20 protein-coding genes are annotated in these 26,116 nt (G+C 39.4%); 3 read left to right on the top strand and 17 right to left on the bottom strand.

What is annotated here, in order from left to right:
- Positions 1-46: 46 nt before the first annotated feature.
- From NCWK1_RS14340 to NCWK1_RS14330, 3 genes are all read right to left on the bottom strand, one after another.
- The gene (locus NCWK1_RS14340; RefSeq protein ID WP_103125179.1) at positions 47-1,945 is read right to left on the bottom strand and encodes a DUF3370 family protein; all 1,899 of its coding nucleotides are present in this window, start codon (positions 1,943-1,945) and stop codon (positions 47-49) included.
- Between the two features lie 188 nt (positions 1,946-2,133).
- Entirely contained in the window at positions 2,134-3,945 is a 1,812-nt protein-coding gene (locus NCWK1_RS14335; protein ID WP_222838788.1) for a DUF262 domain-containing protein, read from the bottom strand.
- A gap of 121 nt (positions 3,946-4,066) precedes the next feature.
- Positions 4,067-4,903 (bottom strand): M90 family metallopeptidase, encoded by an 837-nt coding sequence (locus NCWK1_RS14330; RefSeq protein ID WP_103125178.1) that lies wholly within the window; start codon positions 4,901-4,903, stop codon positions 4,067-4,069.
- Positions 4,904-5,012: 109 nt separating this feature from the next.
- Here NCWK1_RS14330 and NCWK1_RS14325 point away from each other — a divergent pair, with 109 nt between their 5' ends.
- The 3 genes from NCWK1_RS14325 to NCWK1_RS14315 all read left to right on the top strand — a co-directional run bounded on the left by NCWK1_RS14325 (position 5,013) and on the right by NCWK1_RS14315 (position 7,833).
- Positions 5,013-5,672: a Uma2 family endonuclease gene (locus tag NCWK1_RS14325; protein ID WP_103125177.1), complete on the top strand. Its 660-nt coding sequence runs from the start codon at positions 5,013-5,015 to the stop codon at positions 5,670-5,672.
- 126 nt (positions 5,673-5,798) lie between these two features.
- Positions 5,799-7,310: a threonine ammonia-lyase, biosynthetic gene (ilvA, locus tag NCWK1_RS14320; RefSeq protein WP_103125176.1), complete on the top strand. Its 1,512-nt coding sequence runs from the start codon at positions 5,799-5,801 to the stop codon at positions 7,308-7,310.
- A 151-nt stretch (positions 7,311-7,461) separates the two neighbouring features.
- Positions 7,462-7,833 (top strand): zinc ribbon domain-containing protein, encoded by a 372-nt coding sequence (locus NCWK1_RS14315; RefSeq protein WP_103125175.1) that lies wholly within the window; start codon positions 7,462-7,464, stop codon positions 7,831-7,833.
- Between the two features lie 102 nt (positions 7,834-7,935).
- On the opposite strand, the gene egtD is transcribed toward NCWK1_RS14315, so the two are convergent.
- From egtD to NCWK1_RS14245, 14 genes are all read right to left on the bottom strand, one after another.
- A complete protein-coding gene (egtD, locus tag NCWK1_RS14310; protein WP_096581368.1) occupies positions 7,936-8,973 on the bottom strand; it encodes an L-histidine N(alpha)-methyltransferase in 1,038 nt (345 codons plus the stop codon).
- A gap of 162 nt (positions 8,974-9,135) precedes the next feature.
- Complete coding sequence (gene egtB, locus NCWK1_RS14305) at positions 9,136-10,395, bottom strand: ergothioneine biosynthesis protein EgtB (protein WP_103125174.1); 1,260 nt, start codon at positions 10,393-10,395, stop codon at positions 9,136-9,138.
- On the bottom strand, positions 10,367-11,158 hold the full coding sequence (egtC, locus tag NCWK1_RS14300; RefSeq protein WP_096581364.1) for an ergothioneine biosynthesis protein EgtC: 792 nt from the start codon (positions 11,156-11,158) through the stop codon (positions 10,367-10,369). Before egtC ends, egtB begins: the two co-directional genes overlap by 29 nt.
- A gap of 261 nt (positions 11,159-11,419) precedes the next feature.
- Positions 11,420-12,541, bottom strand: coding sequence for a glycosyltransferase family 4 protein (locus NCWK1_RS14295; protein WP_103125173.1), 1,122 nt, complete (start codon positions 12,539-12,541; stop codon positions 11,420-11,422).
- Positions 12,538-13,992 carry a glucose-6-phosphate isomerase gene (locus NCWK1_RS14290; RefSeq protein WP_103125172.1) on the bottom strand — a complete coding sequence of 485 codons (1,455 nt, stop codon included), beginning with the start codon at positions 13,990-13,992 and terminating at the stop codon, positions 12,538-12,540. Before NCWK1_RS14290 ends, NCWK1_RS14295 begins: the two co-directional genes overlap by 4 nt.
- Before the next feature lie 19 nt (positions 13,993-14,011).
- Complete coding sequence (locus NCWK1_RS14285; RefSeq protein WP_103125171.1) at positions 14,012-14,974, bottom strand: glycosyltransferase family 2 protein; 963 nt, start codon at positions 14,972-14,974, stop codon at positions 14,012-14,014.
- Positions 14,892-16,094: a glycosyltransferase family 4 protein gene (locus NCWK1_RS14280; RefSeq protein WP_103125170.1), complete on the bottom strand. Its 1,203-nt coding sequence runs from the start codon at positions 16,092-16,094 to the stop codon at positions 14,892-14,894. Before NCWK1_RS14280 ends, NCWK1_RS14285 begins: the two co-directional genes overlap by 83 nt.
- A complete protein-coding gene (locus NCWK1_RS14275) occupies positions 16,095-17,087 on the bottom strand; it encodes a glycosyltransferase family 2 protein (RefSeq protein WP_103125169.1) in 993 nt (330 codons plus the stop codon).
- 53 nt (positions 17,088-17,140) lie between these two features.
- Positions 17,141-18,313 (bottom strand): glycosyltransferase family 1 protein, encoded by a 1,173-nt coding sequence (locus NCWK1_RS14270; protein ID WP_340641203.1) that lies wholly within the window; start codon positions 18,311-18,313, stop codon positions 17,141-17,143.
- Positions 18,314-18,318: 5 nt separating this feature from the next.
- Positions 18,319-19,497 carry a glycosyltransferase family 4 protein gene (locus NCWK1_RS14265; protein ID WP_096581352.1) on the bottom strand — a complete coding sequence of 393 codons (1,179 nt, stop codon included), beginning with the start codon at positions 19,495-19,497 and terminating at the stop codon, positions 18,319-18,321.
- A gap of 1 nt (position 19,498) precedes the next feature.
- On the bottom strand, positions 19,499-20,338 hold the full coding sequence (locus tag NCWK1_RS14260) for a hypothetical protein (protein WP_096581350.1): 840 nt from the start codon (positions 20,336-20,338) through the stop codon (positions 19,499-19,501).
- A 108-nt stretch (positions 20,339-20,446) separates the two neighbouring features.
- Positions 20,447-22,297, bottom strand: a complete 1,851-nt coding sequence (gene hepA, locus NCWK1_RS14255; protein ID WP_096581348.1) for a heterocyst formation ABC transporter subunit HepA — start codon at positions 22,295-22,297, stop codon at positions 20,447-20,449.
- Positions 22,298-22,455: 158 nt separating this feature from the next.
- Complete coding sequence (gene hepC, locus NCWK1_RS14250; protein WP_103125167.1) at positions 22,456-23,199, bottom strand: heterocyst development glycosyltransferase HepC; 744 nt, start codon at positions 23,197-23,199, stop codon at positions 22,456-22,458.
- Positions 23,200-23,858: 659 nt separating this feature from the next.
- Positions 23,859-26,087, bottom strand: a complete 2,229-nt coding sequence (locus NCWK1_RS14245) for a GumC family protein (RefSeq protein ID WP_103125166.1) — start codon at positions 26,085-26,087, stop codon at positions 23,859-23,861.
- Positions 26,088-26,116 lie beyond the last annotated feature (29 nt).

Genomic DNA, 26,116 nt, shown 5'->3' with positions numbered 1-26,116 from the left:
TATTTGTGATTTAGATTGAGTGTGAAAGTTGGCATTGCCACAAAACTCACATCTGCGTTCTCACAGTCAAAACTTGCGGCGGTGTAGAATCAGGAGGATACAAAAAATCTACTTGAACTTGTCGTTTAGTTCCCGCTGGTATTTGCAAAGTTATCAAAGCTTTTCCTAGTTGTCCCCGTCGCTGTACCAAATGAACATAGCGCGTTTGTTCGACTTGATTATTATCGGTGTAACGTAATCTCACCGTACCTCGAAAGAATACTTGTTCAACTTGAGGATTTAAAAATAGCAGTCTATCTCTACCACCCTCATCTTTTAACGGCGTTTCTATTGATATAGCTACAGTCTGAGTTTGGTTACTGGGGTTGTGTAAAGGCAGAGTGAGATTGTATTCTACACCATAGTTACTGTGGGCAAAGTAAGCTGTATCAGAATAGCGTTTCAGCATCGGCGCACTTTGAATTTGTCTAGTGCTGAGTGTAATTAAATGTACTGTTCCTATGGGATAAGAGAATGCTTTCCCTGGTTCAGGTATCGTCAACTGAGACACACTGGAATTATCTGTAATATTTGCTTGCCATTGTGTACCTTGAGAAACACCAGCCACACGACTAAAAACTGTAGGTTCTCTAGGAGGGTCGAGAGGTGTAGGGATAGGGTCACGCTTGCCTGCTAGACTACCTGTATTTAAAAGTGTTTGCCACTCGTCTACAGTAGGCGGAACTGGACTATTCTTTGCTAAGTTTGCCATATAAACTGGGCGATCGCTCACCAATCGCATCATTGTTGTCCGACCATTAGAACTAGGCGCTTGTACAGGAATGGGTAAGTTCGCCAATATTTGCGTTTTCCCTGGTTCTATAACTAACTTGTCGGGAAAAACTGCTTGTCTGGAACCCCGCAACACATCGTTCATGGTTCTACTACCAGGGCCAGCGTAAACTGTACTTTGCGAATTATCCGCCACATCAGGTAAATCAATAAACGGTGCTTCTCTGGTTTGGTAACTAGCTGCTTGTAGTACTTGCAATGTTACTGGTTCATTTCCTGGGTTGTGAACAATTATCCCTTGATAAACGGTGCGGTTTTGCGCTGGTGTTTCTGCCCGAACGATATGATGGGCGAATACATCAAATCTGCCTTGGAATGGGTAATTTAAATGCGCTTCCTTGACTTGTTTGCCATCGGGGGGGAAAGTTGAAAGTAAAATCCCTTCAGTTGTGACTAATTCGGGGCTGTTACTGTTAAACGTGGGAATAGTATCGAGTTGTCCTGGTAAAGAACGCACCTCTAGAGGATATGGTTGTACACCTGCAATATATTGTGGTGGCACTGTGTAGATATTCAAAGCCCGACACATCAAAGCTGCAACTTCGCCTCTGGTGACACTTTGCAGTGGTTTTAGCTGTTTAACGTTGGGATGATTGACAACAATACTGTTAATTGTGGCAGATGCGATCGCATTTTGCGCGTAGTTGGGAATTTGTTGAGCATCTGTAAAATAACGTTGTAATATTTGCGCTGAATTAGGCTGAACACTATAACTTTTTGCCCCCGCTACAACACCGATAATTTGCGCCCTCGGAATTGCTTGGTTAGGTTGAAATACTCCACCCGGATAACCAGAAAAAAGTCCTTTTTGATAAGCTGTAAAAATTGCTTTAGCTGCCCAATAATTAGCAGGTACATCTTTAAATATAGTTGCACTACGTTTAATTGCTGCATCAGGAAAAGCGTTGAGCATGAGTACAGCCGCTTCTGCCCTGTTGACGGTAGAATTGGGGCGAAAACTGCCATCAGGATAACCTGTGATCAGTTTCCGTTCTCCTAATTGTTTGATACAAGCTTTTGCCCAATAATTTTGAGTATCTGTAAAAGCTAGTACACGAGAGTCCGATAAAATTAAAATTAAACCAACTGCTAGAGAAATCTTTCCTAAATTCATTTTTATGAACCCATATAATCACCGATAAATTATCTATGGTCATCTGGGGTTAGCTACAATTTGTTACGAAACATTATCCTTCAATAAACAGATATTTTGTTATATTTTTACTCATCAACTATATTTATATGGAAAATTACATATTTTACGTCATCTTCAAACTGAATTTTGAATGTAAATAGCGAAAATTAAGGACTAAAAACTTTTAACGCAACATCTATAAGTAAATTTTTATGATTTATAATTTCTTGTTCACTCCAAGTTTGGTTATTAGCTATATCTCTAGTTAACTGTATGGATGATTCCTGGTAAAGAGGCTTTTTTACTTCAAAAGGTTCATTACCACCTATACTATTCTGTGCTGGATCTAAAATAGTAAGATTACCCAATGTATTTTTTAATGGTTCTAATTTTTCATCTTTAGATTTTGAATTTTGTGGATAAATGTGTTCAATAGAAGTACCTGCAAAGTCATAAATTCTACTTTTATCTTTACAGATTGGAGTTCCTGTAGCTCCGGCTTGATACCATTGATAATAGTACTCTACAGTCATTAAATAATATTTAAGAGGTTTATTACCTCCTCTAGATTCTTTATATTCTAAAGTTTCAAGACCATTTTTAAATGTTAAATCTGAAGCTTTAGTTTTAATTAGTTTATGCAACTTCTGCCTTAAAGTTGAAACATCATAAGTATCTGGATTTTGTCTTATAAGAAGAGATTCTTCGTAATAAATATTTTTTAATGAATTTGCATGTTGATTACATATTATTTTATATCTAAAGAAAACTTTTTCTACAATTTGTACTATTTCTGAAAAGACTTTATGATCAAGTTGTGATGCTGCTAGAAAAAGAGGTATAGATAAAGTATGTTCAAGTTCTTTAAGAAGAATACTTAAGCGAGTCCTATCCCAATTATTTATTGGTTGTTGTGATGAATATAGCCATTGACCTTCAAGTAATTTTCTACACTTAAAAATATCGTTATGTATATTTTTTACTGTTTGATATATTTGTGTTGATTCATAATCTTTAAATTGTTCTGTTTTATGTTTTTTATGTTCTGGAAAAAAGCCATCAAGAAATGTATCGAATAGCTCATCTTGTTTAGCTCTTTTGCCTTTATAAGATTCATAAATCCAGTTTAAATAGTCTGCTGTTACTGATGGAGTATCGGCAAGTATATCATCCCAACACCTTTCACAATTATCTTGCTCGTCAGTGAAACCTTCTAAAATCTCTAAAGTTTTTGCTTTTAATAAATCACCAACAGTTAAATTAGTTCCTCTATCATTAATCACTTGAAATAATCTAAATGCATCTTCTTTACTATCAGTTACCATGTATAATATAGTGAAATCGTTATCTATAATATTTTGTATTATCTCAATATCATCCATCTTTTCTTCTATCTTTGAATTACTTATTATTTTTCTTACCGCTTTTAGTAAGGTTTGATAAGCATGATTAATCTTATGATGAGAATCTCTTGATGGAAATGGATTCTTACCACGGATAAGATCTTTATAAAAAGGATGATCAACTCTTGATAATTTCATAACTTCAACAGAGTTTACCTTTCTTTGCACTTCTTGATTAAATTCTATAAATCTTTCTGAAAGAGCTTTGATGCGTCCTTCCAATATAAATTGATTATTTGTATCCTTTAAATTTTTGGCTTGTTCAAGTAACTCTTGATATATCTTAATTAAACAAGACATTAATATAGTAAAAGTTGAGATCCTTTGCTGTCCATCGATAATTTCATATTCGTGCTGATTTACAGCACCTGGAACAGCATATCTAACGCAAAGAACTCCTCCGAAAAAATGATTTACTGGCGTATTTCCTTTTCTCCTATCAAAACAGTTTTTTAAGTCTTTAATAAAATCCTCTACAGATTCAGCTTCCCATGCATAAGCTCTTTGATACTTTGGAATAAATAGCATAGGTCTGTATTCAAAAATTTTGCCTACAGAAGTGTAGGCTGGTTCCATTTTCATATGTTTGCACCCTTGGTAAAAGATATTTGTTACTTTACTCGAATATTCTATTTAATTAAGACTAAAAATGTATTTACTGTAATAAAATTTATATTTATCGTTGAAATATCTTCAACTACTTTCTTATATCAATCCATTGTCTAGGGTCGATTTGATAATAATTTTGCAACAACTTATAAAGCTTTGAATGCTTATCTAATAATTGCTGTGGCTTTTCAAAGAAAGTCTCAGTCGCCACCGCAAAAAATTCGGCGGGATTTGTCGCACCATAACTATCAATTACTGTCGTAATATCTTGTTGAATATCGTTGCAGAGTTGTTGATATTCTGCTGTCATTACTTGCGCCCAATCTAGATAATCTGATTTTTTTGGCAAAATAGGCACACCTTCAGCTTTGCCATCTTCTTGGTCTAATTGATGGGCAAATTCATGCAGCACAACATTATGTCCATCACTCCAATTTTGCGTATCTCGTTGTACATGATCCCAGGATAATATTACTTGGTCTTTTACCCATGATTCACCCAGTCTGGCATCACGTCTTTCTTCTACAACATAATCACTCACAGCAACAGTTTGATTCACAAAATAAGTGCTGGGATAAATCAAAATTGAACGCAGTTTAGGAAAGTACTCTCCTCGTTCATTCAGCAACAATAAACAAGCAACAGCAGCAATAGTTAGCTTCATTTCTTCTGTTACTTGCAAGCCTTGACAGCCAATGAATTGTTTTTCTGCTAAAAATACTTGAATATGTCCTTGAAGTCGTCGGCGTTCTTCGGGAGTCAGACGTAAGTAAATAGGTAGATTATTTTCAATAACAGCACTCCAAAGTGGCGGAAAAGGACGCTTTTTAATACGGTTTCGTCGCTGTTTCGTCAGCAATGGACTGATGAGAATTGCTGTTACAATCAGACCCAAGATGAGAAAAATAATAATTGCTGCACCCATTGATTTTGCATGATGCTGTGCCACTGCTAGTTAGTATAGCGATCGCATCACACTACCAGCCATCAAATTAACTACACTAAACACATACCCAGATCATTTCATCTCCACTATGTCTCTCGCTCAAGATTTCAACACTCGTCAAGACACCCCAGAAGATGTTATCTTTCCCCCTGGTGACTTATACAGTGATGAGCCTGCGTTGGAAACTGAACTGCATCTACGACAGATCATCTTACTCTTGAAATGTCTGGAATGGTTGTGGCGCGACAGACAAAACTTTTACGCAGCGGCTAACCTCACAATTTACTACAGTCCCAATCAGCGTAAATCTGAAGACTTTCGCGGGCCAGACTTTTTTGTGGTGTTAGGAACTGAACGCAGAACTCGGAAAAGTTGGGTAGTTTGGCAAGAAGAAGGCAGATATCCTAACATAATTGTGGAAATTCTTTCACCAAAAACTGCGGATACTGATAAAGGTTTAAAAAAACAGATTTATCAAGATACTTTTCGTACTCCTGATTATTTTTGGTTTGACCCAGAGAGTTTAGAATTTGCTGGGTATCATTTGTTAGATGGAGTGTATCAACCCTTGGAACAAAATCCTCAAGGGCATTTGTGGAGTCAACAGTTAAATTTATATTTGGGAATTCATCAAGGATTATTGCGATTTTTTACACCTTCAGGCAAATTAATTTCGACACCAGAAGAAGTTGCAGAACGTTTAGCTGCGAAATTACGAGAATTAAATATAGACCCAGACACAATTTAGTTTTTGTATCTCTACAACAACTATTTTCCAGCGAAAAGATCCGCGACTTCTCAAAGAAGTCAGGAATCTGAGTACACAAGTACCGTAAAATTAACATCTATCTGGCATCTGCTAACCTTTGACACCATGCTTTGCGACTATCTAGTACAAATATTGACCGCCCGTGTGTACGATGTTGCCCAAGAAACCCCACTGGAGTATGCCCCGAATCTCTCCAAGCGGCTGAATAATCAGCTGCTATTAAAGCGGGAAGATATGCAGTCAGTGTTTTCTTTCAAGCTGCGGGGTGCATATAACAAAATGGTAAACTTACAACCGGATTTGTTAGCACAAGGTGTCATTGCGGCTTCGGCGGGGAATCATGCTCAAGGTGTGGCTTTAGCTGCTAGTCGTTTGGGAACAACTGCTATTATTGTGATGCCTGTCACCACACCCCAGGTAAAGGTAGATGCAGTTAAAGCTAGGGGTGGACAAGTTGTTTTGCATGGTAATACCTACGATGACGCATACACTTATGCCCGACAATTAGAAGCAGAAAAAGGTTTAACTTTTATTCATCCTTTTGATGACCCTGATGTAATTGCTGGTCAGGGAACCATCGGTATGGAAATTTTGCGCCAATACCAGCAACCCATTCACGCAATTTTTGTGGCTATTGGTGGCGGTGGTTTGATTTCGGGAATTGGGGCCTATGTCAAACGGTTGCGTCCAGAAATTAAGATTATTGGTGTGGAACCTGTTGATGCTGATGCCATGAACCAATCATTAAAAGCCGGACATCGGGTGCGGTTGTCGCAAGTTGGTTTGTTTGCGGATGGGGTAGCAGTGCGAGAAGTGGGGGAAGAAACCTTCCGCCTGTGCCAAGAATATGTGGATGAAATTATTTTGGTGGATACAGATGATACCTGTGCAGCAATTAAAGATGTCTTTGAAGATACCCGTTCTATTTTAGAACCGGCAGGGGCATTGGCGATCGCAGCTGCTAAAGCCTACGTCGAACGCGAACAAATTCAAGGACAAACTTTGGTGGCTGTGGCTTGCGGTGCAAATATGAATTTTGACCGCCTGCGATTTGTCGCCGAACGCGCCGAATTAGGCGAACGCCGCGAAGCCATATTTGCAGTCGCCATTCCTGAAGAACAAGGTAGTCTGCGGAAGTTTTGCGAATGTATTGGTCAACGCAACTTAACTGAGTTTAACTATCGCATTGCCGATGAAAAGGAAGCCCATATTTTTGTTGGTGTGCAAATTCAAAACCGTGCTGACAAAGCCAAGATGCTAGAAACTTTTGAAACTTGCGGTTTTAAAACCATCGACTTAACCGATGATGAACTTACTAAATTACATTTACGCCACATGGTAGGCGGACACTCACACCTCGCCCATAATGAATTACTTTATCGGTTTGAGTTTCCCGAACGTCCCGGCGCATTGATGAAGTTTGTCGTTTCCATGAGTCCCAACTGGAATATCAGTATGTTCCACTATCGCAACAACGGTGCAGACTATGGGCGCATTGTTGTGGGTATGCAGGTACCACCTCATGAAATGCAAGAATGGCAAGCTTTTCTCGATACCCTTGGTTATCAATATTGGGATGAAAGCCAGAATTTGGCATATAAACTATTTTTGGGATAGTACTGCAAGGCAAAAGTAAAAAGTAAAAAGGCAAAAGTAAAAAGTAAAAAGGCAAAAGTAAAAAGATGAAAGAGATTTCCCTATTGCCTGTTTGCCCCGATAAACCAAACTTTCGCTAAAATCAGGGTGTTTACTTATTTGTGGTCAAGTTGTGACTACTATATCTTGTCCCCGTTGCCATCAACTTGTTGAGAGTCAGGCTATTACCTGTCCTCATTGCCGAACAACACTCAAAGCCTTTGGCCATCCCGGTATTCCCTTGCATCGCGCGACCGGGGACGAGTATTTGTGTGATAGCTGCACCTATCACGCAGACGACACTTGCAACTTTCCCCAACGTCCCAACGCCAAAGAATGTACCCTTTATCAAAATATTGCCGAATACAAGTTACAGCAAGAACAGCAGCATCATAACAGCAGTTTTGGCATAACTTTTCAAGGTTGGGTAAAACGTAATCAAACTTGGCTATTATTACTTGGTTTATTACTCATTTGTTTAGTCATTGCTGTGGCAACATCTTAATAAAATATGCTTATTAGCCCCCCTGTTTTTTAAGGGGGGTTGGGAGAATATTCAAAAACTTAAAACGTTAACTGAACTGTATTAGGATGCTCCCAACAAGAGTTAGACAGATTGCAACTGACATAACAACAAACCAAACCATTGATTTGAGTCTGTCCAGGTTTGAATTGGAACTAAACCTTGTGTTTTGAGTTGTTGTTGAATACTTTCTAGGTTAAATTTGCGCGATATTTCCGTCAAAATAGTTTCGCCTGGGGCAAAATTAACGGTGAGGTTGAGAGATTTTAAGTGTACAGTTTGCGATCGCAAGCTGCGTAAGTGCATCTCAATTTGATGGGCAGTTTCATTATAAAACGCCCAGTGTTCAAATTGGGTTGTATCAAAATCACCTTCAAACCTGCGATTTAAATGCTCCAGCATATTGATGTTAAACGCTGCTGTTACGCCTTGGCGATCGTTGTAAGCTGGTTCCAAAATTTCTTTTGGTTTTTGTAAATCTACTCCTAGTAAGAAATATTCGCCTACTTGCAGAGCATTGGTAATTTGTAAAAAGAAAGCATCACACTCTTCAGGTTTAAGATTTCCTAAAGAACTACCAATAAACCCAATCATTCTACTTGGTGAATGTTTTGGCGGGAGTTGTGCTAAAGCCATTTCATAAGTTCCAGCCAGTGCGTAAACTAGCAATCCCGGATAATCTCTGAGTAACTTTCTCGCGCTATTTTCCAACATTCCAGCACTAACATCTATTGGTAAATAGCGCTGAAGATAACCTAACTTTTGGTAAGCATCCAGCAAAATTCGGGTTTTTGTAGAACTACCACTGCCAAGTTCAACTAATTCGCACTTACCTGTAAGTTTGGCAATTTCACCAGCACACTGTTCTAAAATTGCTGTTTCTGTGCGGGTGACGTAATATTCTGGCAATTCACAGATTTCTTCAAATAAATCAGATCCTTGGTCGTCATAAAAGTAGTATGGGGGTAAAGATTTAGGGATTTGAGTTAATCCCTTCACTACATCACTCCCAGCAGTTGAGGTAACTACTCGTGTTGCTTCTATCAAACGCTGTATTTGCAAACGTTCTTCAATGCTTTTGAGGGAAGTAACTTTGCTGGTGACAGCTTTAGATATTGTCATTTAACCTCCGCAGAGTTCCAGTAGTAGATTATTGGTCAGCGCAAACTTTCTTCTAGCTAGTGAAACACACAGCCATAGCTGATAACATCACGCTTGAGCTAGATTACTCAAGGTTTAACACTAAATTTGCGTATTTACCACTAAAAATGCCATAAGTTTTCGTTAATTAAAACTTGTAGCACAGCGAAACCCAGCAAAGATTTGACGTACATTAGGATGATACCAATTACGAAAACTAGCACGTAATACCCACGGACGAGTTGCCCAACTACCACCTTTTAACACCCGGTGCTGGTTGTCAAAATAAACTTGAGAATAACCTACATAAGGGTAACTTTGGAAACCTTGGTATGGTGCAAACCAAGAATCTGTCCATTCCCAAACATTACCCAGAGTATCAAATAAGCCGTAGGCGCTTTTGCTTTCAGGGTAAGCATTAACTGGGGTTGTCTGAGATATCAGGCGATCGCAATTACAATATTTAGGTGTGGGTATTTCTTCACCCCAAGGATAGGTGCGCCGATGTTTAGTTTGCGCGTCCCAACTAGCGGCTTTTTCCCATTCGGCTTCTGTGGGCAAACGCTTGCCAACAAACCGCGAATATGCTTCAGCTTCGTACCAACTTACACCGCAGACTGGATGATCATCATAACTGCGATCGCTATGCCAATAAAGTGGTTGTGTTACCTGTGCTATTTGTAGCCATTGCCACCCCGCTTTCGACCACCACTCAGAATTTTCATAGCCTCCCGCCCTCATAAATTCCCGATACTGCCCGCAAGTCACTGGGTAACGGTCAATCCAATAAGTATCTAGATATACTCGATGACAGAGACTCTCATTATCCAACGCATCAAGAGAATTATTTCCCTGCTCAAACTCCCCAGCGGGAATCATCACCATCTCTGCTTGCTTTGCAACGTCCAAAGTCACGAATTTTGACTGTTGACTATTGACTATTGACTGTTGACTCTTAGCCAATTCCCATACATAGCTGAGAATTTCACAGTGTTGACTTTCATGCTGAATTAAAAACCGCCAGAGACGTTCTTGCGGTTCAATATCAGCGACTTCTAAATACTCCAGCACTTTGTCTCGCACTGTCTGCAAGTAATCAGCAATTTCCTCTAAATTGGGTAATTGGACACGTTCACATTTGGGTAAACCATCGGCTGCAAACAACTTACGGTATTGGGGAAATAAACACCTTAAACCTGCACTGTGTTCTAGCAACCATAACGACTCAGTGTAAGCAATATGTCCCAAGTGCCAGCCAACCGGACTAAAATCAGGATGATATTGATTACGAAATGTTGTATCATCTAATTCATCAATTAGCTTTAAAGTTTTTTTCCGACAATCATTTAAAGCATAATAAATAAATTCTTTGGTGCTAGTAGATTTGCTCAATTTTAATATCACAGTCTTCTCCCACAGTGATGATGCTATTCTCTGGGCAAGGGTTCCAATTACCAGGAAATAAAGGTTCCGAAGCAATAATTACAGAGTTCGGAAAATTTAGATCATCTCGTATCCAGTACAAAGATGGATTTGGTGAACTAACAGAAAAACGCGAAGCTATCAAGCGTTTTCCATCACTTAAAACTATGTTTGCTAAAACCTTGATTTGATGACGTTTTGCCAACTCAGCAATGCCTAACAAAGTAGCGCGTAGTGCATATTCGGGGGGACGATGTTTGTTAATTTGACGCTGAGAAAGTAACAATGCAAATAAATGTTCAGAATCGGTACTTCCATAAATTTTGTCGTAAAAATCGGGTGTTAACGTGCTACGAATTCTGCGGTGTAATGTTTGCCGAAAATTTTCAATGAATCCGTTATGCAAGAATAGCCAATTTTCATGATTAAATGGCTGACAATTGGTAAAATCTACGGCTTGTCCTATTGTAGCGCTACGTACATAACCCAAAATACACTTTGATTCAACGTAACGACTGAGATGGGGTAAGTTAATATCATTCCAAATCGGCGATGTATTTTTATAGATGTAGGGAGCAGTATCTTTATGAGTATGATACCAACCCATGCCAAAACCATCTGCATTTACTACCCCAGAAGTCATTTCGCGGGGTTGGTAACTTTGGACAATCAAAGAATGTTCTGGTTTATACAGAAGATGTTCCAAAGATACAGGCGAACCAAGATAGGCAAGTAAACGGCACATGATAAAAGTATTTACTCCCAATTACATTACAAAATAAGCTTGTTGGCTGAGAATTTCCTGAATTGTAAATGAGTTTGCCCTATACGCGCCTGCTCCACCCTGCAAACCTCCTGATGCACTACAATTTTCTCAAGCTATATTATTCTCTGGTAATTAGTAACCTTAAAGACAAAATTATTTACCAAGAATTATGCGTGAAATAAAAGATCCCCGACTTCTTCAAGAAGTCGGGGATCTTAGCGTCTCGATATTTAGCTATATTTACGAAACGCTAGGCATCAGAGAACGAAGAGTATTAATGAAATTTTGAGCATAATTCTGAGTAGAGAAATCTAGGGCGCGTTGGCGTGCAGCGAGGGCGACATTTTGGGCAAAGTCTTGTTCATCTAGGTAGCGCAGAATTGCGATCGCCAATGCCTCAGAATCACCGTAAGGTGTTAATAAGCCGTTAATGCCATCGGTAATAATTTCGGTGGGGCCGCCAGCATCACCAGCAATTACAGGTTTACCCAGCGCCATTGCTTCAATAATCACAATTCCAAATGGTTCTTTATCAGAAGCATGAACAAAAACATCCATCGCCTGCACCCACTCTGGAATGTTGCGTTGGAGTCCTGGCATAATGATTTTTTCTTGCAACCCTAAATTTGCGATCTCTGACTTGAGAAACTCTTCGTAGTCAGGTTCTAAATCGTGCTTACCACCAATCAATACACAATGAGCATCAGGATACTTCTGCAAAACTTTTGGCATTGCTTGTACAAGGACGTGCATTCCTTTCCAGCGTTGCAATCTTCCCACAATGCCGATTAGCGCCCCTTGTGATGGTAAACCTAACTTTTCCCGCGCTTGAGCAGGAGTCGGCAAAATAGAAGTATCAAAACGATCTAAAGCTACCCCCGGATATACCAAATGTACGGGTAGTCGAGGTGTAATTGTTGATTGTGCTGCTTGAATAGCTTTGGTAATAGTGATTACACCACGCGCTGGCATCAAATTAACTAAGCGGTTTAAAAAATTTTTCCCATTAGGGGTTTCTTGTTGATACCACAGTGTCGGTTTACCTGCTAGTAGTCCTGCCAGTCCGCCTGTTAAGTGGGATAGCCACATCCAACTGATAATCACATCTACCCGTTCGTGTTTAGCTATGACTGCTATTTTGATAGCTGTGGCAACTAAACGGTGCAACTGGCGCACACGACCACCAGGTACAACTCGCGCATCAATACCGAGCGATCGCACTTGTTTGACTAAAGAACCATCCTCACCAAAGATTACCAACCACTCAATCCCACGATTTCGTCCTTGTTGCAACAGATCCCAGAAAGTCATTTCACTGCCGCCGCGTTGTTCAGCCAATGGCATGAGAATCATCACTTTCATGTAGTTGACCTTTGTTGAAGTTGAGTTATGTTTTGAGATTTGTGGTATTTGTGTCCTGCCATAGCCATAGCTAAAAATCCCCAAAGAATCATACCGGCAATACTCAGCATCCCACTACCAATAACCAACTGGGCAGCAGCACTTAAACCAATGGCACGGGCTGTACTAATAAAACTATCAAAGCGTGCTTCTGTGTAAGTAGCAACGCTGAAAAATATCAAGATTAATCCACCTAAATAAAATATGGCTCCAAACCAGCCAAGGGTAAAAAACATATCTAAAATACCGCTGTCAATCACAAAAACTTCGATTTGACCAGTTTTTTCATTAACTTTCCAAGTATTTCCTAGGCCATTACCTAATAAATTAGAGAGGGCTAAACTGAGGTTTCTGTCGTAACTTCCCGATCTATCTTTAAAGCTACTGTCTTCTTGAAGATTCGTAAAAGTTTCCAAACGAGCTGCCACAACGTCAGAAATCGGCTCAATAGTGGTCAATGGCACAACACACGCAGCTATGACTAAAATTAGGATGATTAGCCGCATTTGAATACGGGCTTTGACGGAACCCATAATCATAATTACTCCGAATAACCAGCCTCCCCAGTTAGTACGGGCTTGTGTCAGTAAAAACGACAAGTAACCGACAGCTGAAGCCGGAAAAATTAAGGGGCCTGAACTAGTAAATAACAACAACAGGCCTGCCTGCATGACTGCACCAAACGGGCCAACCGAATGCAATGTACTCCAAACACGCATTCCAAATGGTACAGGGTCGCCAGAACTGGTAAATAATTTTGACTCAATTAGCCAATATCTATCCCACTCAGGGGCAACGACAAATTGATAGATGCCGTAAGCACCAGTCAATAACACGCACCAAAGAAATATACGCTGTAAATTCTGGCGATAACTGGGATAATCTCGCCAGTTCATGAATAAGTGAAAAGCAAAAATAATCGGACTGAGCCAGTCTAGTAAGCCACGAGCTACGGGAACGGGAGTATTGTAAATTAAACCTACAAGAAAACCATAGGTTACACCGATAAAAGCCAAAATAAAAGGTAAACCTCCCTGACGATAAGTTTGAGGGAAGTGGCGTAAGAAGGTTGCAATTGTGACAAACACCACTAAATAAGGTGCGATCAAAATCTGGCGGGTGGGATCCCAGCCAACTCGGTAGTCAATTAAACGGGCAACTAAGGGTGTCAGGAACCACATCCACCAAGTAAAGCCGATGTATAAAATTGGATGTCTTAGGTATAAAAATATCGCTACTAATAAGGCTGTCGCGGGATAAATTAGGCGTAACATTCCAGCCGCACCAGCAAAGTAGCAAGTTAAACTCAGCAATACAAAGCCGATAATTGCTATCCAACCTTGTAGCGATCGCTGTCGGGGTGAAAATGGAGTTTGTAAAAAGCTATTGAATAGTAAAGATTGAGAAATCACTGTGCATTTCCTGATTTTTTTAAACCTGTAACCTGTCACCTGTAACCTGTAACCTGTCACCTATAGCCTGCCATGTCTGCCATCCTTGCCAACGACCGCGCCAGGAGGCGAATAATTTGCGGGTGGCGAGTCGGCCTTGATTGGGGAAAAATCTTAGCCATTGGATAAGGCCGAAACAATCTCTTGTGCCGACTAAGATTGCCCATACCAAGAAGATGAGGCGGCGCAAGGGTGATAAATGTTCTAGTAAAACTAGGGTTTCGTTATGGACTAAGTTAATTTGAGCGATCGCATTAAAGTTGTTGCGTTGGTCTTCGTCAAATCGCTGGGCGGGATAATGATCAACTGCTATTTGGGGGTCATAAATCATCTGCCAACCAGCGCGTTTTAAGGTGAGGGTCAAGGCCATTTCAAAATGTACCTGTGCGCCTGTACCTCGCATTCGTTCGTCAAAACGTAATTTGGCGATCGCTTGGGTACGGAAACTCATGTTCACACCTTTGAGAACATCAACAAAGCGTGGTTCACCGACACCAAGGTGATGGTTGCCAATAATCCGCCCAAACCACTGCAATTGACCAACTACAGCGCGAGAGTCGTCTTCAATTTTGTCACCGTGGTGTATCCAATCACGCCCACCGACACCACCAATTCTAATATCCGCGAGAAAGTGCGCGTTAATTCGCTCTAACCAATCAGGATGAGGTGCAGCATCATCATCTGTAATAGATAAAACATCTCCCTCAACTGCGGCGAGTCCAGCATTGAGGGCGGCTACTACTCCAGGGATGGCGACTGTGACGGTTTGCAAAGGCAGATGATTGGCTGGAAAAGCTTGGAGAAATTGCCAAGTTTGGGTATCTGTATCGCGGACAACGACGATTACTTGATCGACTGGTTTAGTTTGCGCTTGCAGTGCCGAAAGGCAACGAGATAGATCTAGAGGACGGCGATAGGTGGGGATGAGAACTGTGTTCTTCATGCTTTTGTAACTCCTCAAATAGATCCATATAGGTTTGAGCCATAGTTGACCAACTGTATTGTTCGGCGACGGCGCGGGCGGCTTGACCCATTTGTTGCATCAAGGTGCGATCGCCTACTAAAGATGACAAAGCAGCGGCTAAGGCCTCAACATCGTCTGAATCTGGTAAAACAATCCCACATTCCGGCGTAACTAACTCTGCACCCCCGGTGGCTGTGGCTGTAATCACAGGTAATCCAGAGGCGAGGGCTTCTAACAAGACCAAGGTGCAAGCTTCATAACGGGAGGGGAACACAAACAAATCAACTGACCGCATAATTTCCGAGATATCACGGCGATAGCCGAGAAAATGTACCCGTTTGCTAATTCCTAAATCAGCGGCTAACTGGGGAAAGGGGCTACCATCGGTACTCCCGACAACAGCTAGGTGTAAATCAGGAACTTGCACCAAGGCCTGTAAAACGCTATCTAAATTCTTCCGTGGTGTACGGATATCTCCGGCAAATAATCCTAAATTTACGTCCTCTGGTAAACCTAATTTTTGGCGAGAGGTGACACCAGGCTGAAATTCTTGCAAATCTACACCGTTAACAATGACTCGGATGCGATCGCGCGGTACGCCAATATTAGTTAATTCTTGGGCAACTTTCTCAGAGACAGCGACAACTACTTTAGCGCGTTGAAAAGCTTGTTTTTCCCAACGTGCATTTAAGGCGGTGTATAACCATTGGTAAAAACCGTAAGCATCCCGACGAATGCGGGAAATATGTACAGGCGATCGCAACCAAGAACTGTGGACAAAATGTACAGCATTCACATTGGCAGCAATTTTTGTAATTGCACCGTTGATTTTTAATAAATCGATTTCAGCGCGATTTTTTTGCAACCAAGCAGACGTTTTCTGAGCAAAGATAAAATTACGAATAAACTCACTAGGATAACCATCAACAGCAATTGGCACCCAGGTAACTTGACTATTTTGCTCAATTTCTGGCGCAACTTCACTTGCTAATAATATTAAGTGATGACCACGGCGAATTGCTTCTTGAGTAACTTCATAGTTGACCCTACCTTGACCATCACCTTTTTTTATTTTGTGGGTAACAATGCAAAGTTTCATTTATTTTAATACTCCCAGCAATTGATTAGCTAATGGTGGTGGAGTAAAACCGAGTACCAATGCTACTAGAGTTCTCAAATTCAATTTTTGTTTTCTGATTGCTTGCCATAAATAAGGACGGGCTGCTGTTATTTGCTTATTCCGCAGTAAACCAATCCCTAAAGTTGTATGGGCATCTAACCATTTGCTATGAAAATAATCATGAAATTCTTGCAGTCGGCTATCTTCCATAAAGATTTTGTAGCAAAATATTTCGCTTTGGGCTTTGCGAATTTTCGCTGCGGCATTTTTACTCCCACTGAGCATAGTGTCAGTTTGCTCATGGGCGCGATAGCGCGTTAATCTTTCGGGATAATAGTAAGCACTATAACCAGAAATAGAGCAGAGGTAAGTTAAATATAAATCCCACATTCCTCCTACTGCTTGGGGAATGCTATCCCAGTTAATTACATGATTACGAATTAAACAAGATGCAGCAGTGGGAATACTTTTATCAATTAAACCGATTTTGGTAAAGTCTTGATGGATACCTGATGCTAGGATATCTCGCTTAAACCCACGGGTATTTTCTTCAGTGCCTACATAATTAATGTTGCCATTGCCATCAATGATATATTGATCAGAAAAAACCAAAACTAACTTTTGATTAGCTGTTAAAATTGGTACGAGTTTGGCTAAGAAATCTTCATTCCACATATCATCATCGTGGAGACTAGCAACATATTTGCCCCGTGCCATTTTAAAAGCATTCATTTGATTAGACAACATCCCAATATTTTCTGGATGTCGCCAAAATCTAATGCGTGCATCGTTAAAAGATTCGATAATTGGTTGAGGATTTACATCACTACAATTATCGGAAACAATAATTTCAATATTTTGATAAGTTTGGTGAACGGCGCTGGTGATCGCCTGTTTGAGATACTCTGGGCGATTGTAAGTGGGAATAATTACACTAACTAGTGGCTGTAGAGATTCAAAAGTAATAGACATAAGCTGAATCCATTAAATTTTTATTTCTATTCAAAGAATAGGCTGTAAAGATATCACTTAATTTCAACAATTTCTCGGCTCATATTATCAGCAGTTTTATTTTTGGAAATTGTCTCTAAGAAACGTATTGCAAGTGGTACAGGACTATAATTTTCAAGTACCAAAAGTCTTCCACTTGTGGAAATTTCTTCTAGAATTTCTGGATTTTTAGCTATTTTATCTATAGTTGCTTGGACATTATCTAAATCAATGCCAATATAGTGCTGCCAATTTTTCGGCATTACAGGTAGAGCGATACCGTATTTCTCAAAATCTAAATGAAAGGTAACACAACCAGCTGCTAAAGATTCCCAAAATCGCCAACTGTCCCACTGAACAATTGTATTAGATTTTAATTTCAGCATATTCAGAATTTGCTTACCAGTTCGATTAATGATATTGCCTGGATTACTAGGAAAAGAAGGTACAAAAAAACCGCCAAAGCAAGCACAGGCTGCGGAATTTTTGAGCCGTTTATAATAGTTGGGGTAGTGCCGTCCGCCTGTACGTGACCATTGTAAAGTATGATAACTATCGTCAGGCAGATTATCAGGGCTATCAATATAGTTGTCTATTTTCAGAATATTTTGAATACGAGGAATGAATTCTTTACAACTGAGATTTCTCACAGGATGACCAGCTTTCCAGTGGCGAAAATTGATGAGTAACTGTTTTTGTTTCTGGGAAAAATTTGGTACTTCTTGTAATTCTTGCAGTATGCGATTACTTAGTCCATAACTCCAAGGATGAAAATTTTTGCCATAATTTAATTTGCTATTATAATGAAGTCTAAAAATATAGTCAAACTGCCTAAATTCAGGTTTTTCTACATAAGTTTTATCGCTATCTTCTCCATCAAAATAAACAGTAATATATTTGCGATCGCTATGAAATAAGTTGTCCGGTAGAGGAATATCAATTGAATACCAATTGTTTTGTAGCACGACAACAGAACAATCATCAGGTGTAATTTTGGGATCGTGCTTAAACAAATATTCATCATTCTCAGATGATTCTTGCCAGTAGTTGACATTAGAGAAGAATGGTATACCAAGTTCCTTTAAACCTTCAGCGAAACAAATCAGAAAGTGTTGGAATTTGTCTCCTTCAGGAACTCCCTCTCGCGGATCGCAGTAGAAATAGATTTTTTCTGAAAATTTGGCTAAATACTCACTATTCATATTCATAGAAGTTAATTTTTAATATCTTGTTGTGAAGAATTAGCGTGAAATTCAGCTATAGTTTTGGTATAAATTTCCGTCAACCGCTGAACATGAACATCAATAGTAAATTCTTCCTGATACCAAGCTTGACCTTTTTCACCCATTAATCTAGCTTTGGCATAATTTGTGGCTAATTCATTAATTGCAGCAGCTAACTGTGTAACATGATTAGGCGAAACTAAAATCCCGGTTTTGTTATCTTGTAGGTGTTCGGGAATTCCGCCGACAGCACTAGCAATAACAGGTCGATAACGTGCGTAAGCTTCTAAGGTGACAAGACCCGCAGGTTCAGGCCAAAGACTGGGAAAAATCACCGCCAAGCATTTTTGATAAAGGGTTTCTAATTGTTCAGTGTTACACCAACCATGCCAAGTAATGCGATCGCTTAAACCCAAATCATCAGCTAATTTTTCCATATTGGCCTTATCCCAACCATCACCAGCAATATCTAAATGGATATGTTGCTCAGTTTTGGCTAAGGCTTTGAGTAGCCATTCTAAACCTTTATCAGGAACAATCCGACCAGCAAACAAAATTCGCTGATTTTGATAAATTGTCCGAGTCAAAGGTTCTGTGACAACTTTGGGTAACTGCACACCACAGCGCAAAGTAATCACTCGCTCTGGTGCTATACCAGCGTTAATAATTTGCTGACGCACATATTCACTATTTGCAATCACAGGAATTTTCAGTTTTTTGAGGTTAGTCAGGGGATTGTAAGCATTCCACCAATTACCGAAGATTTTTTGCGGTCGGCGGCTACCACAACCATCTACTATATGACCCCAAACACAACCGAGAGGATTCATCACGCGATCGCAAATTTTGTCTCGGTCTGCTAAATATTTTGTCCCACTCGGACAATAACTACAGTGATTATGCAAGGTAAAAATAGCCGGACATTCTTCGCGTAAATCGGCTAAAAATTCTGGGTCGTGAATATGCAGCAACTTAAACCGCTTTTGATTCTCTGTCTGAATAGACTTGAGGATGTGTTGATGTACAGCTTCTTGTCTAGAAATACTTTTGACTTCTGATATTTGTGAAAATACTAAAGAAGCCACATAAGTTTCAATACCTCCTCCTCCATTAAGATTAGTATTCGTGCAATGATAAATCATTTCTGTATTGATTACATTTTTGCTCATTTTACAAACCAATATTCATCCAAAACTTATGTCTAACATCATTGACATAATGCCTGATAGCAATTTCTGAACTTGCAAATTTATCTGGATAAACAAACTGGTCTTCTACATTCAAAATATATTTTTCTGGACAAAAAGGTTTCCCATGATTGTGATGAATCGTTAAGTGAACAGTTGTTTGTTCTGTAAAATATATAGGATTATCTTGCAGTTTATCCAACCGTTCAATTGCAAAATTCCAATCTAATTCATGCTGAAATAAAAGAAATCCAGCATTGACTGGTTGAGATTTTTCGCACTCATCATAGATCAGGCGTTCATCTAATGAAGCAGAGCAATCAGGAAGATAATAACAAGATGTTTCATGCACTTTGATCAAGTTAATTAAATCTACACCGCCAGGAAAAAATAAAATGTCTGAGTCTGTGTAAATGGTTGCACCCTTGACAGAAATAGACATTAATGTAGCTAATTTTTTACCCATAGGATGGATTTGGATATAATTAGTCACGCATTGCGGTAAATCAGGGCGTAGCAGTTTGGTAAAAGGGATAACATCAACACAGGGATGAATGCGGCGTAGTAACTTACAGCTAGAGTCGCTATAGCTACCATCAGAAATTACAACAAATCTTTCTGGTATGCCAATATTCCGAATAAACGAACGAATACTCGCTACTTGTTCTGGCAAATCACGTTCACAAGAAAATGAATAGATAGTGATATCAATCTTGCGACTTTGATTGATAGAATAAGAGCTAATTCGCTGAATAAGTTTTGTGTAAATATTACGAGTAATTTGTCCTTGCATTCTAGCAAGATGGTAGCCAATATTTACCATTTAATTTACCTCAAAAATATAGGAAAAATAATTAACCGTAAATGAGTAATGTTAGAAAAGCATGAAGTATATAATTTCATACTTTATACTTCATACTTCACACTTTAATTATCCTGCTTGACCCATTTCGTATTGAGTCTTGTGATATTCCCAAAGCTTACCTTTTAGCTCTAAGAGTTCTTGATATTTACCTTGTTCAACGATGCGTCCTTGTTCTAAAACAACGACTTTATCTGCATTGGCAATAGTAGAAAGACGGTGAGCGATCGCAATTACTGTTCGACCTACTGATAGTTTTTCTAGAGATTCTTGAATCAAGCGTTCGGTGACAGAATCTAAGGCGCTGGTGGCTTCATCTAAAATTAAAATTTCTGGGTCACGTAACAAAGCCCGTGCGATCGCAATTCGTTGGCGTTGCCCTCCAGATAATCTTACGCCTCTATCTCCTAATTTGGTATCAAAGCCTTCTGGCATTTCTTCAATAAATTCTAGAGCATTTGCTAACCGCGCCGCTTCTCGAATGTCTGCTGCTGTGGCTCCTGTTGTCCCGTAAGCAATATTTTGCCAAACAGAAGTATTGAAAATAAATGTGTCTTGACTGACTACTGCAATTTTATGTCGCAATGAAGTGATATCAAATTTTGGGATATCAACCCCATCAATCATCACATGACCTTCTGTCGGATCATAAAATCTCGGAATTAAATCAATTAAGGTACTTTTACCTGCGCCAGTAGCTCCTACTAGTGCTGTTGTTTTGGCTTTTTCAATACTCAGAGTGACGTTATTGAGGACTAAATGATTAGGGTCATAACCAAAATCTACAGAAACAATATCAATAGAATGTTTTAACCCAGAAAATTGGATTTTGCCATTATGTAAATAGGTTTTATCATCAGTCCTAACTAAATCTTTAATGTTGTCTGCTGCACCGACAAGTGTACTAAGATGCGCTCGCGTACCATTAATATCTTGAATAATAGGTACAACTCGAAACAACACAAAGAAAAATGTGAGTAATGATGCAACTTGGAGTGTGCCATTCACCACAAAAACTGTAAAGGCAAAAATAATCATCCCGATGAGAATTGTACTAGCTATACTTTCAGCTAGAGGTCTCACCAGCGCCCAAATTAAGATAACTTTTTTGGAAGTATGAACTACATTATCACTAGCTTGGTAAAAACGTTGTCGCTCAAAGTTGTGTGTGCCAAATGCTTGCACTGTACGAATTCCGTTAATAAATTCTATCGCGGTGGAAGTAAAGTGACCATTAGCAATAGATGTACTAAAACTGGTTTCTCTAGCGCGAGCATTGAGCGTAGATAACCCTACACCTGCTAATGTAAATAGTAATAAAGAAGCAATCGAAAGCTGCCACGACAACAAAAACATAGAGATAAAGTAGACAGTAGCAGTTATAGTTCTGGTCATTAAAAATGCAGCGCCACTAAACCACTGTTTAATGCGCTCAATTTCTGTGGTAATTGTATTGATCAGTTCCCCAGAACGAGTTTGAGCAAAGTAACTTAGAGGCAAGCTTTGTAACTGTTCAAAAATTTGTTTGCGTAGGCGATCGGCTAAATGTAGTTGAGTGGTTTCTGTATATACCTGTGCTAAATAATTAAACCCAGCCCGTATCCAAGTACTTAACAAAATTAACAGAGATATCCGATATAGCCTATTAATTGCCGAAGTATTGGCGGCTAAAATCCAAATATCAAACCACTCAACACCAGTTTGAATAGGTTTAGCATTGGGATTAGTTAAATTTTGCAAAAACGAAAGCAAAAAACCAATACTAAAACCTTCAAATGTTGCTGCTAAAAATGAAAATACTAAAGCAAATATAGCAACTTTGCGGAAATGTTTAAATTCTCGCAATATTAGATAGTTTTCTTGCCAGAATTTACTAGCCTTAAATAAATTGTTTAATTGTTGTTTTAGTTTAACAAGCATGAGTTTTTGAACAAATATTTCCTAATTCCTACAGGTTGCTATAGATGCTCTGTGATTTTTTAGCTCTAGCTTAAGTGCGGCAAATGAAGTCATCAATTACCGCACTGCTGGGAAAGATTTTGAGCTAAATAGAGAAGATATCGGTCAATAATTAGTAATTATGAATTATTAATTATTAAGTTTGATTCTGCCTGGACTGACCACGAATTTGTAATGACAGGTAATTGATTAAGTTGCATTTGTGCTTCTGTACTCAATCGGACTGCTGTTTCTAAAGTCCAACACCGAGACCGCATAAAACTCATATCACCCCGCAGTATATTGAATAATTGTGGTAGATTTTCGAGACCATATTGACGCATCCAACGACCTAATGGTGTGACGCTACGCTTGCTTTTAGTGGAGAATTTAATCGCTTGAAAGAGCTTACCGCGTTCTCCTACATACCACTCACCAGAAAATAAAGATTCAGGTGAGTTAATTTGTATCAAGACAAGCAATACCACTATGACTGGAGTTAGTAATAACAGCATAACTAAAGCTGCAATCCAATCAATGATTCGCAGGAACCATCCCCAAGGTTGGCTATTTTGTTTAAACAGTAAATTTTCTGAAGATCCGTAAAGAAACATCGGCTTATGAGCTTCTTTACAAGCATCCGCCCAAAACTTTACCCAATGCTCACCAATTTTAGGGTCTACACTGACCAAATTAACCGGGGAATGTTTTAAGCAATCTATTAATAATTGCTGGTTTGTTAAAGCTGGTAAATATGGCTGTTGCAGTTTATCGGGGGACTTGACTAACAACTGACCGCGCCGCCATTGTAGTGTGCAGTATGAGGTACTTTGCGGAGTTTCACTATAAGCAGTCTGTAGAGTACGAACTAATGAGCTAGTCATGTGTCTTTGGATTAGTACGATAGTAAATTGCTGATCTCGAAGATGATTCATGCCAAAGACTTTGATCTGAATCTTGTATTGCTATAAAACTTCGTAGATGACTGATAAGAAAAATATGCTTCAAGTATTCATCTTGCAGAATTTTATGGTTCTGAAGATGGCGAAACTACAAAGATAATAACTAGGTAGATAGCAATCAATATTGGGGGAAATTTTGCAGGTAAACTCGCTATTTTCTTGGTAGCAAATATATTGGATAGATGTAGAGATAAATCATCCAATTAATCTTTTGCTCCATGCTGGATAAGTTTGAGGGATTTGGTCTACCTTGGTTGTTAATTTATTGAGTCGAAGAAAACTAGTCCACTTTTGTCTTTTAGCTGCTTGGAAGGAGCTTTAATCTCTAGGATATAAGAGTCTGTAGAAATGACTATATACTGAACTTGATTCTTTATTTAGTCTTTAAAATCATGCGACTTAATTATCATAATTATAAAGTTGATATAAATATACTTAAGTTTTACTGAATAATTATGATTTAAATTTAACAGTTAAAATGTTTAATCAAGACATTTCTCCAGGCAGAAATATGCAAAAAAATATGTGCGATCGCCTCTACCAAAAGAGCGATCGCACATATCTAAAATGTATCGTTTTTCCTATTTTTCTACTGCTTGTTTCAAAGCCAAACGATATTCTTTGGGATACTGGACAAAACTACTGTCAGAGCTAGAAACGCCATTAGCGACAACCCCAATCAGATTTAACTTACTCAACATTCCTGTAGCTTGAGCAAGTTGGTTGCGAGTCACAACACCCATACTGGCTACCAATACCACACTCCGACAAGAGGATGCTGTTAACATTGCGTCTACCAATCCTAAGACTGGTGGAGCATCTATCAGTACCAAATCATAATTCTCTTCAAAGGTTCTCATCAGTTGGATCATTCGAGGAGAACTCAACAGATGAGCCGGATCGGTGGGTTTTGGCCCCGCCGTCAAAATATCGATGTAGGCTGAACCTAAAGATTGAATGCCAATCTGATTTGGTAATGTTACTTCACTACTAAGTAAAGTTGATAGTCCTTGCTCATTTGGCAGATTTAGCTGTTCGTGCAAACTGGGATCGCGTAAGTTGGCATCAATCAGTAGAACTCGTTTGTGTAACCGCGCTGCACTCATCGCCAAACCTAAAGCCATACCTGATTTAGCTTCATCAGGCAATGCCGAAGTAATCATCAAAGACTTTAAGCTAGATACAGTATTGAGAAGTTCAATATTTTTATAAATTAAATCTAGCGATTCCCAACGTGGTGGCGACTGTAGCACCTGAATTGTCCAAGGTGCAGATGTTTCTGGCTTACCAAAAGGCAACTTGATAATTGAATCTCTGGCTTTGGCTGGGGGTAGTTTGGGCGTTGTTCCCAACAAAGGTAAAGCTACTTGCTTCTCTAACTCAGCAGTTGTATGAACAGCATCATCAGATGCTTCACGTAAGAAAGCAGCAATACCGCCCAACATTAACCCCACAACAGCACCTAATAAGAGATTTTGTTGCAGGTTGGGGCCTAACTGCACACCATTGTGGGGTTCTTCCACAACTTCCCAATTAAATCCACCTTTAGCCAGTTCTTGACGTAATTGTTGTTCTGCTCTTAACAGTTGCTCTAACCTTTCTCGGCTAAATTGTAGCTGTGGTTGAATGCGATTGTAATAAGCCAATAAAGGCGGGAAGCGTTTAATTTCAAACCGCAGTTGAGTTTCTTTTTGCGCCAAAGTTTGATCGCGGGCGCTCAATGCAACTATAGTTGTTTGAGTTTCTACTAATGAACTAGCAAGGTTCAAATCAATTTGGCCAAACTGTCCTTGTTCTAACAGTGAATCTCTAGAACCAACGACACCAGATGACTTTGTACCTAAAGTCCGGCCTACTTCTTGTTCTAATAAAGCTTTTTGACTAGTCAATTGTTCTTGCAATTTCTGCACATTGGGAGTTTCATCCGTGAAGCGCAAGCGTTCTTGAGCTAATGCAAGTTCCGTTTTTTGGATTTCGTTGAGCAAGCCTTGATAGCGAGTGGACTGACTCAACCGAGAAGCCACTAGAGCATTTTGGGGAGAACGGTTAAGTTGTTCTTCTAAAGATTTTTGTCGGGCGATCGCCTCTTGATATTGAGCGCGAGTTGTACGGCGTTCTTGCTCAACATTATTCAAAGCATCTTCTAGAGCTTTGGCTTGAGCCACAGGATCAATTAAATTCTGGTTGCGGCGGAATCTTTGCAGGTTGGACTCAGCTGCATTTACCTCTTCACTAGCCTTACTCAACTGTTCCCGAATAATTTGCAGACCTTTTTGCAGACGCGCATCTTGCTGTTGTTTGTTGTATTCTACATAAACTTCCCGAACAGCCGTCAACACTTTTTGTGTCTTTACGGGGTCTTGAGCAGTGTATTCTACTTGGAAAATTTTTGTGGCGACATTATCTTCTTTGGATTTTAATTGGTTTAATACCAAAGCGCCTTTAACATCACCTACAGTAATATCTGGATATTCTCGACGAAGCTTATCAACTGCCTTTTGAATCAGTCCTGAACTCTGCATGAGATTTAGCTGAGTAGCTGTATCTATCTCTACATTAGATTCAGTGAATTGATTTTCTACTCCACCTGTTTCTTTTTTACCTTGATAGTTAGGCTCTACCAGCAATTGCATTGAGCTTTTATAAGTAGGCTTTGTCTTAGCAGTCATAATTGCTGCCATAGCAATTGAAGCTACAAATACTGCCACAAACCAAGGAAACCTGCGAATAAAAACTGCTAATAGTTGTCCATAACCCGGCTCTGTGTCAGCAATTGTATTTACACTGGGATTAAGACTAGTTTGAACCACTTTTATTATCCTTCTCTGCGAGACGCTAC

The organism is Nostoc cycadae WK-1 (assembly GCF_002897135.1).
Lineage (GTDB): Bacteria > Cyanobacteriota > Cyanobacteriia > Cyanobacteriales > Nostocaceae > Nostoc_B.
This window is presented reverse-complemented; position numbering and strand designations above follow the sequence as displayed.

What these genes read in the sequence shown, in the direction of transcription:
- NCWK1_RS14280 (WP_103125170.1), bottom strand. Translation starts at nt 16,094, where the DNA reads ATGAAACTTTGCATTGTTACCCACAAAATAAAAAAAGGTGATGGTCAA.
- NCWK1_RS14260 (WP_096581350.1), bottom strand. Translation starts at nt 20,338, where the DNA reads ATGGTAAATATTGGCTACCATCTTGCTAGAATGCAAGGACAAATTACT.
- egtD (WP_096581368.1), bottom strand. Translation starts at nt 8,973, where the DNA reads ATGACAATATCTAAAGCTGTCACCAGCAAAGTTACTTCCCTCAAAAGC.
- egtC (WP_096581364.1), bottom strand. Translation starts at nt 11,158, where the DNA reads ATGTGCCGTTTACTTGCCTATCTTGGTTCGCCTGTATCTTTGGAACAT.
- NCWK1_RS14295 (WP_103125173.1), bottom strand. Translation starts at nt 12,541, where the DNA reads ATGAAAGTGATGATTCTCATGCCATTGGCTGAACAACGCGGCGGCAGT.
- NCWK1_RS14285 (WP_103125171.1), bottom strand. Translation starts at nt 14,974, where the DNA reads ATGAAGAACACAGTTCTCATCCCCACCTATCGCCGTCCTCTAGATCTA.
- hepC (WP_103125167.1), bottom strand. Translation starts at nt 23,199, where the DNA reads ATGACTAGCTCATTAGTTCGTACTCTACAGACTGCTTATAGTGAAACT.
- NCWK1_RS14270 (WP_340641203.1), bottom strand. Translation starts at nt 18,313, where the DNA reads ATGAATATGAATAGTGAGTATTTAGCCAAATTTTCAGAAAAAATCTAT.
- NCWK1_RS14335 (WP_222838788.1), bottom strand. Translation starts at nt 3,945, where the DNA reads ATGGAACCAGCCTACACTTCTGTAGGCAAAATTTTTGAATACAGACCT.
- NCWK1_RS14325 (WP_103125177.1), top strand. Translation starts at nt 5,013, where the DNA reads ATGTCTCTCGCTCAAGATTTCAACACTCGTCAAGACACCCCAGAAGAT.
- NCWK1_RS14265 (WP_096581352.1), bottom strand. Translation starts at nt 19,497, where the DNA reads ATGAGCAAAAATGTAATCAATACAGAAATGATTTATCATTGCACGAAT.
- ilvA (WP_103125176.1), top strand. Translation starts at nt 5,799, where the DNA reads ATGCTTTGCGACTATCTAGTACAAATATTGACCGCCCGTGTGTACGAT.
- NCWK1_RS14340 (WP_103125179.1), bottom strand. Translation starts at nt 1,945, where the DNA reads ATGAATTTAGGAAAGATTTCTCTAGCAGTTGGTTTAATTTTAATTTTA.
- NCWK1_RS14330 (WP_103125178.1), bottom strand. Translation starts at nt 4,903, where the DNA reads ATGGGTGCAGCAATTATTATTTTTCTCATCTTGGGTCTGATTGTAACA.
- NCWK1_RS14275 (WP_103125169.1), bottom strand. Translation starts at nt 17,087, where the DNA reads ATGTCTATTACTTTTGAATCTCTACAGCCACTAGTTAGTGTAATTATT.
- hepA (WP_096581348.1), bottom strand. Translation starts at nt 22,297, where the DNA reads ATGCTTGTTAAACTAAAACAACAATTAAACAATTTATTTAAGGCTAGT.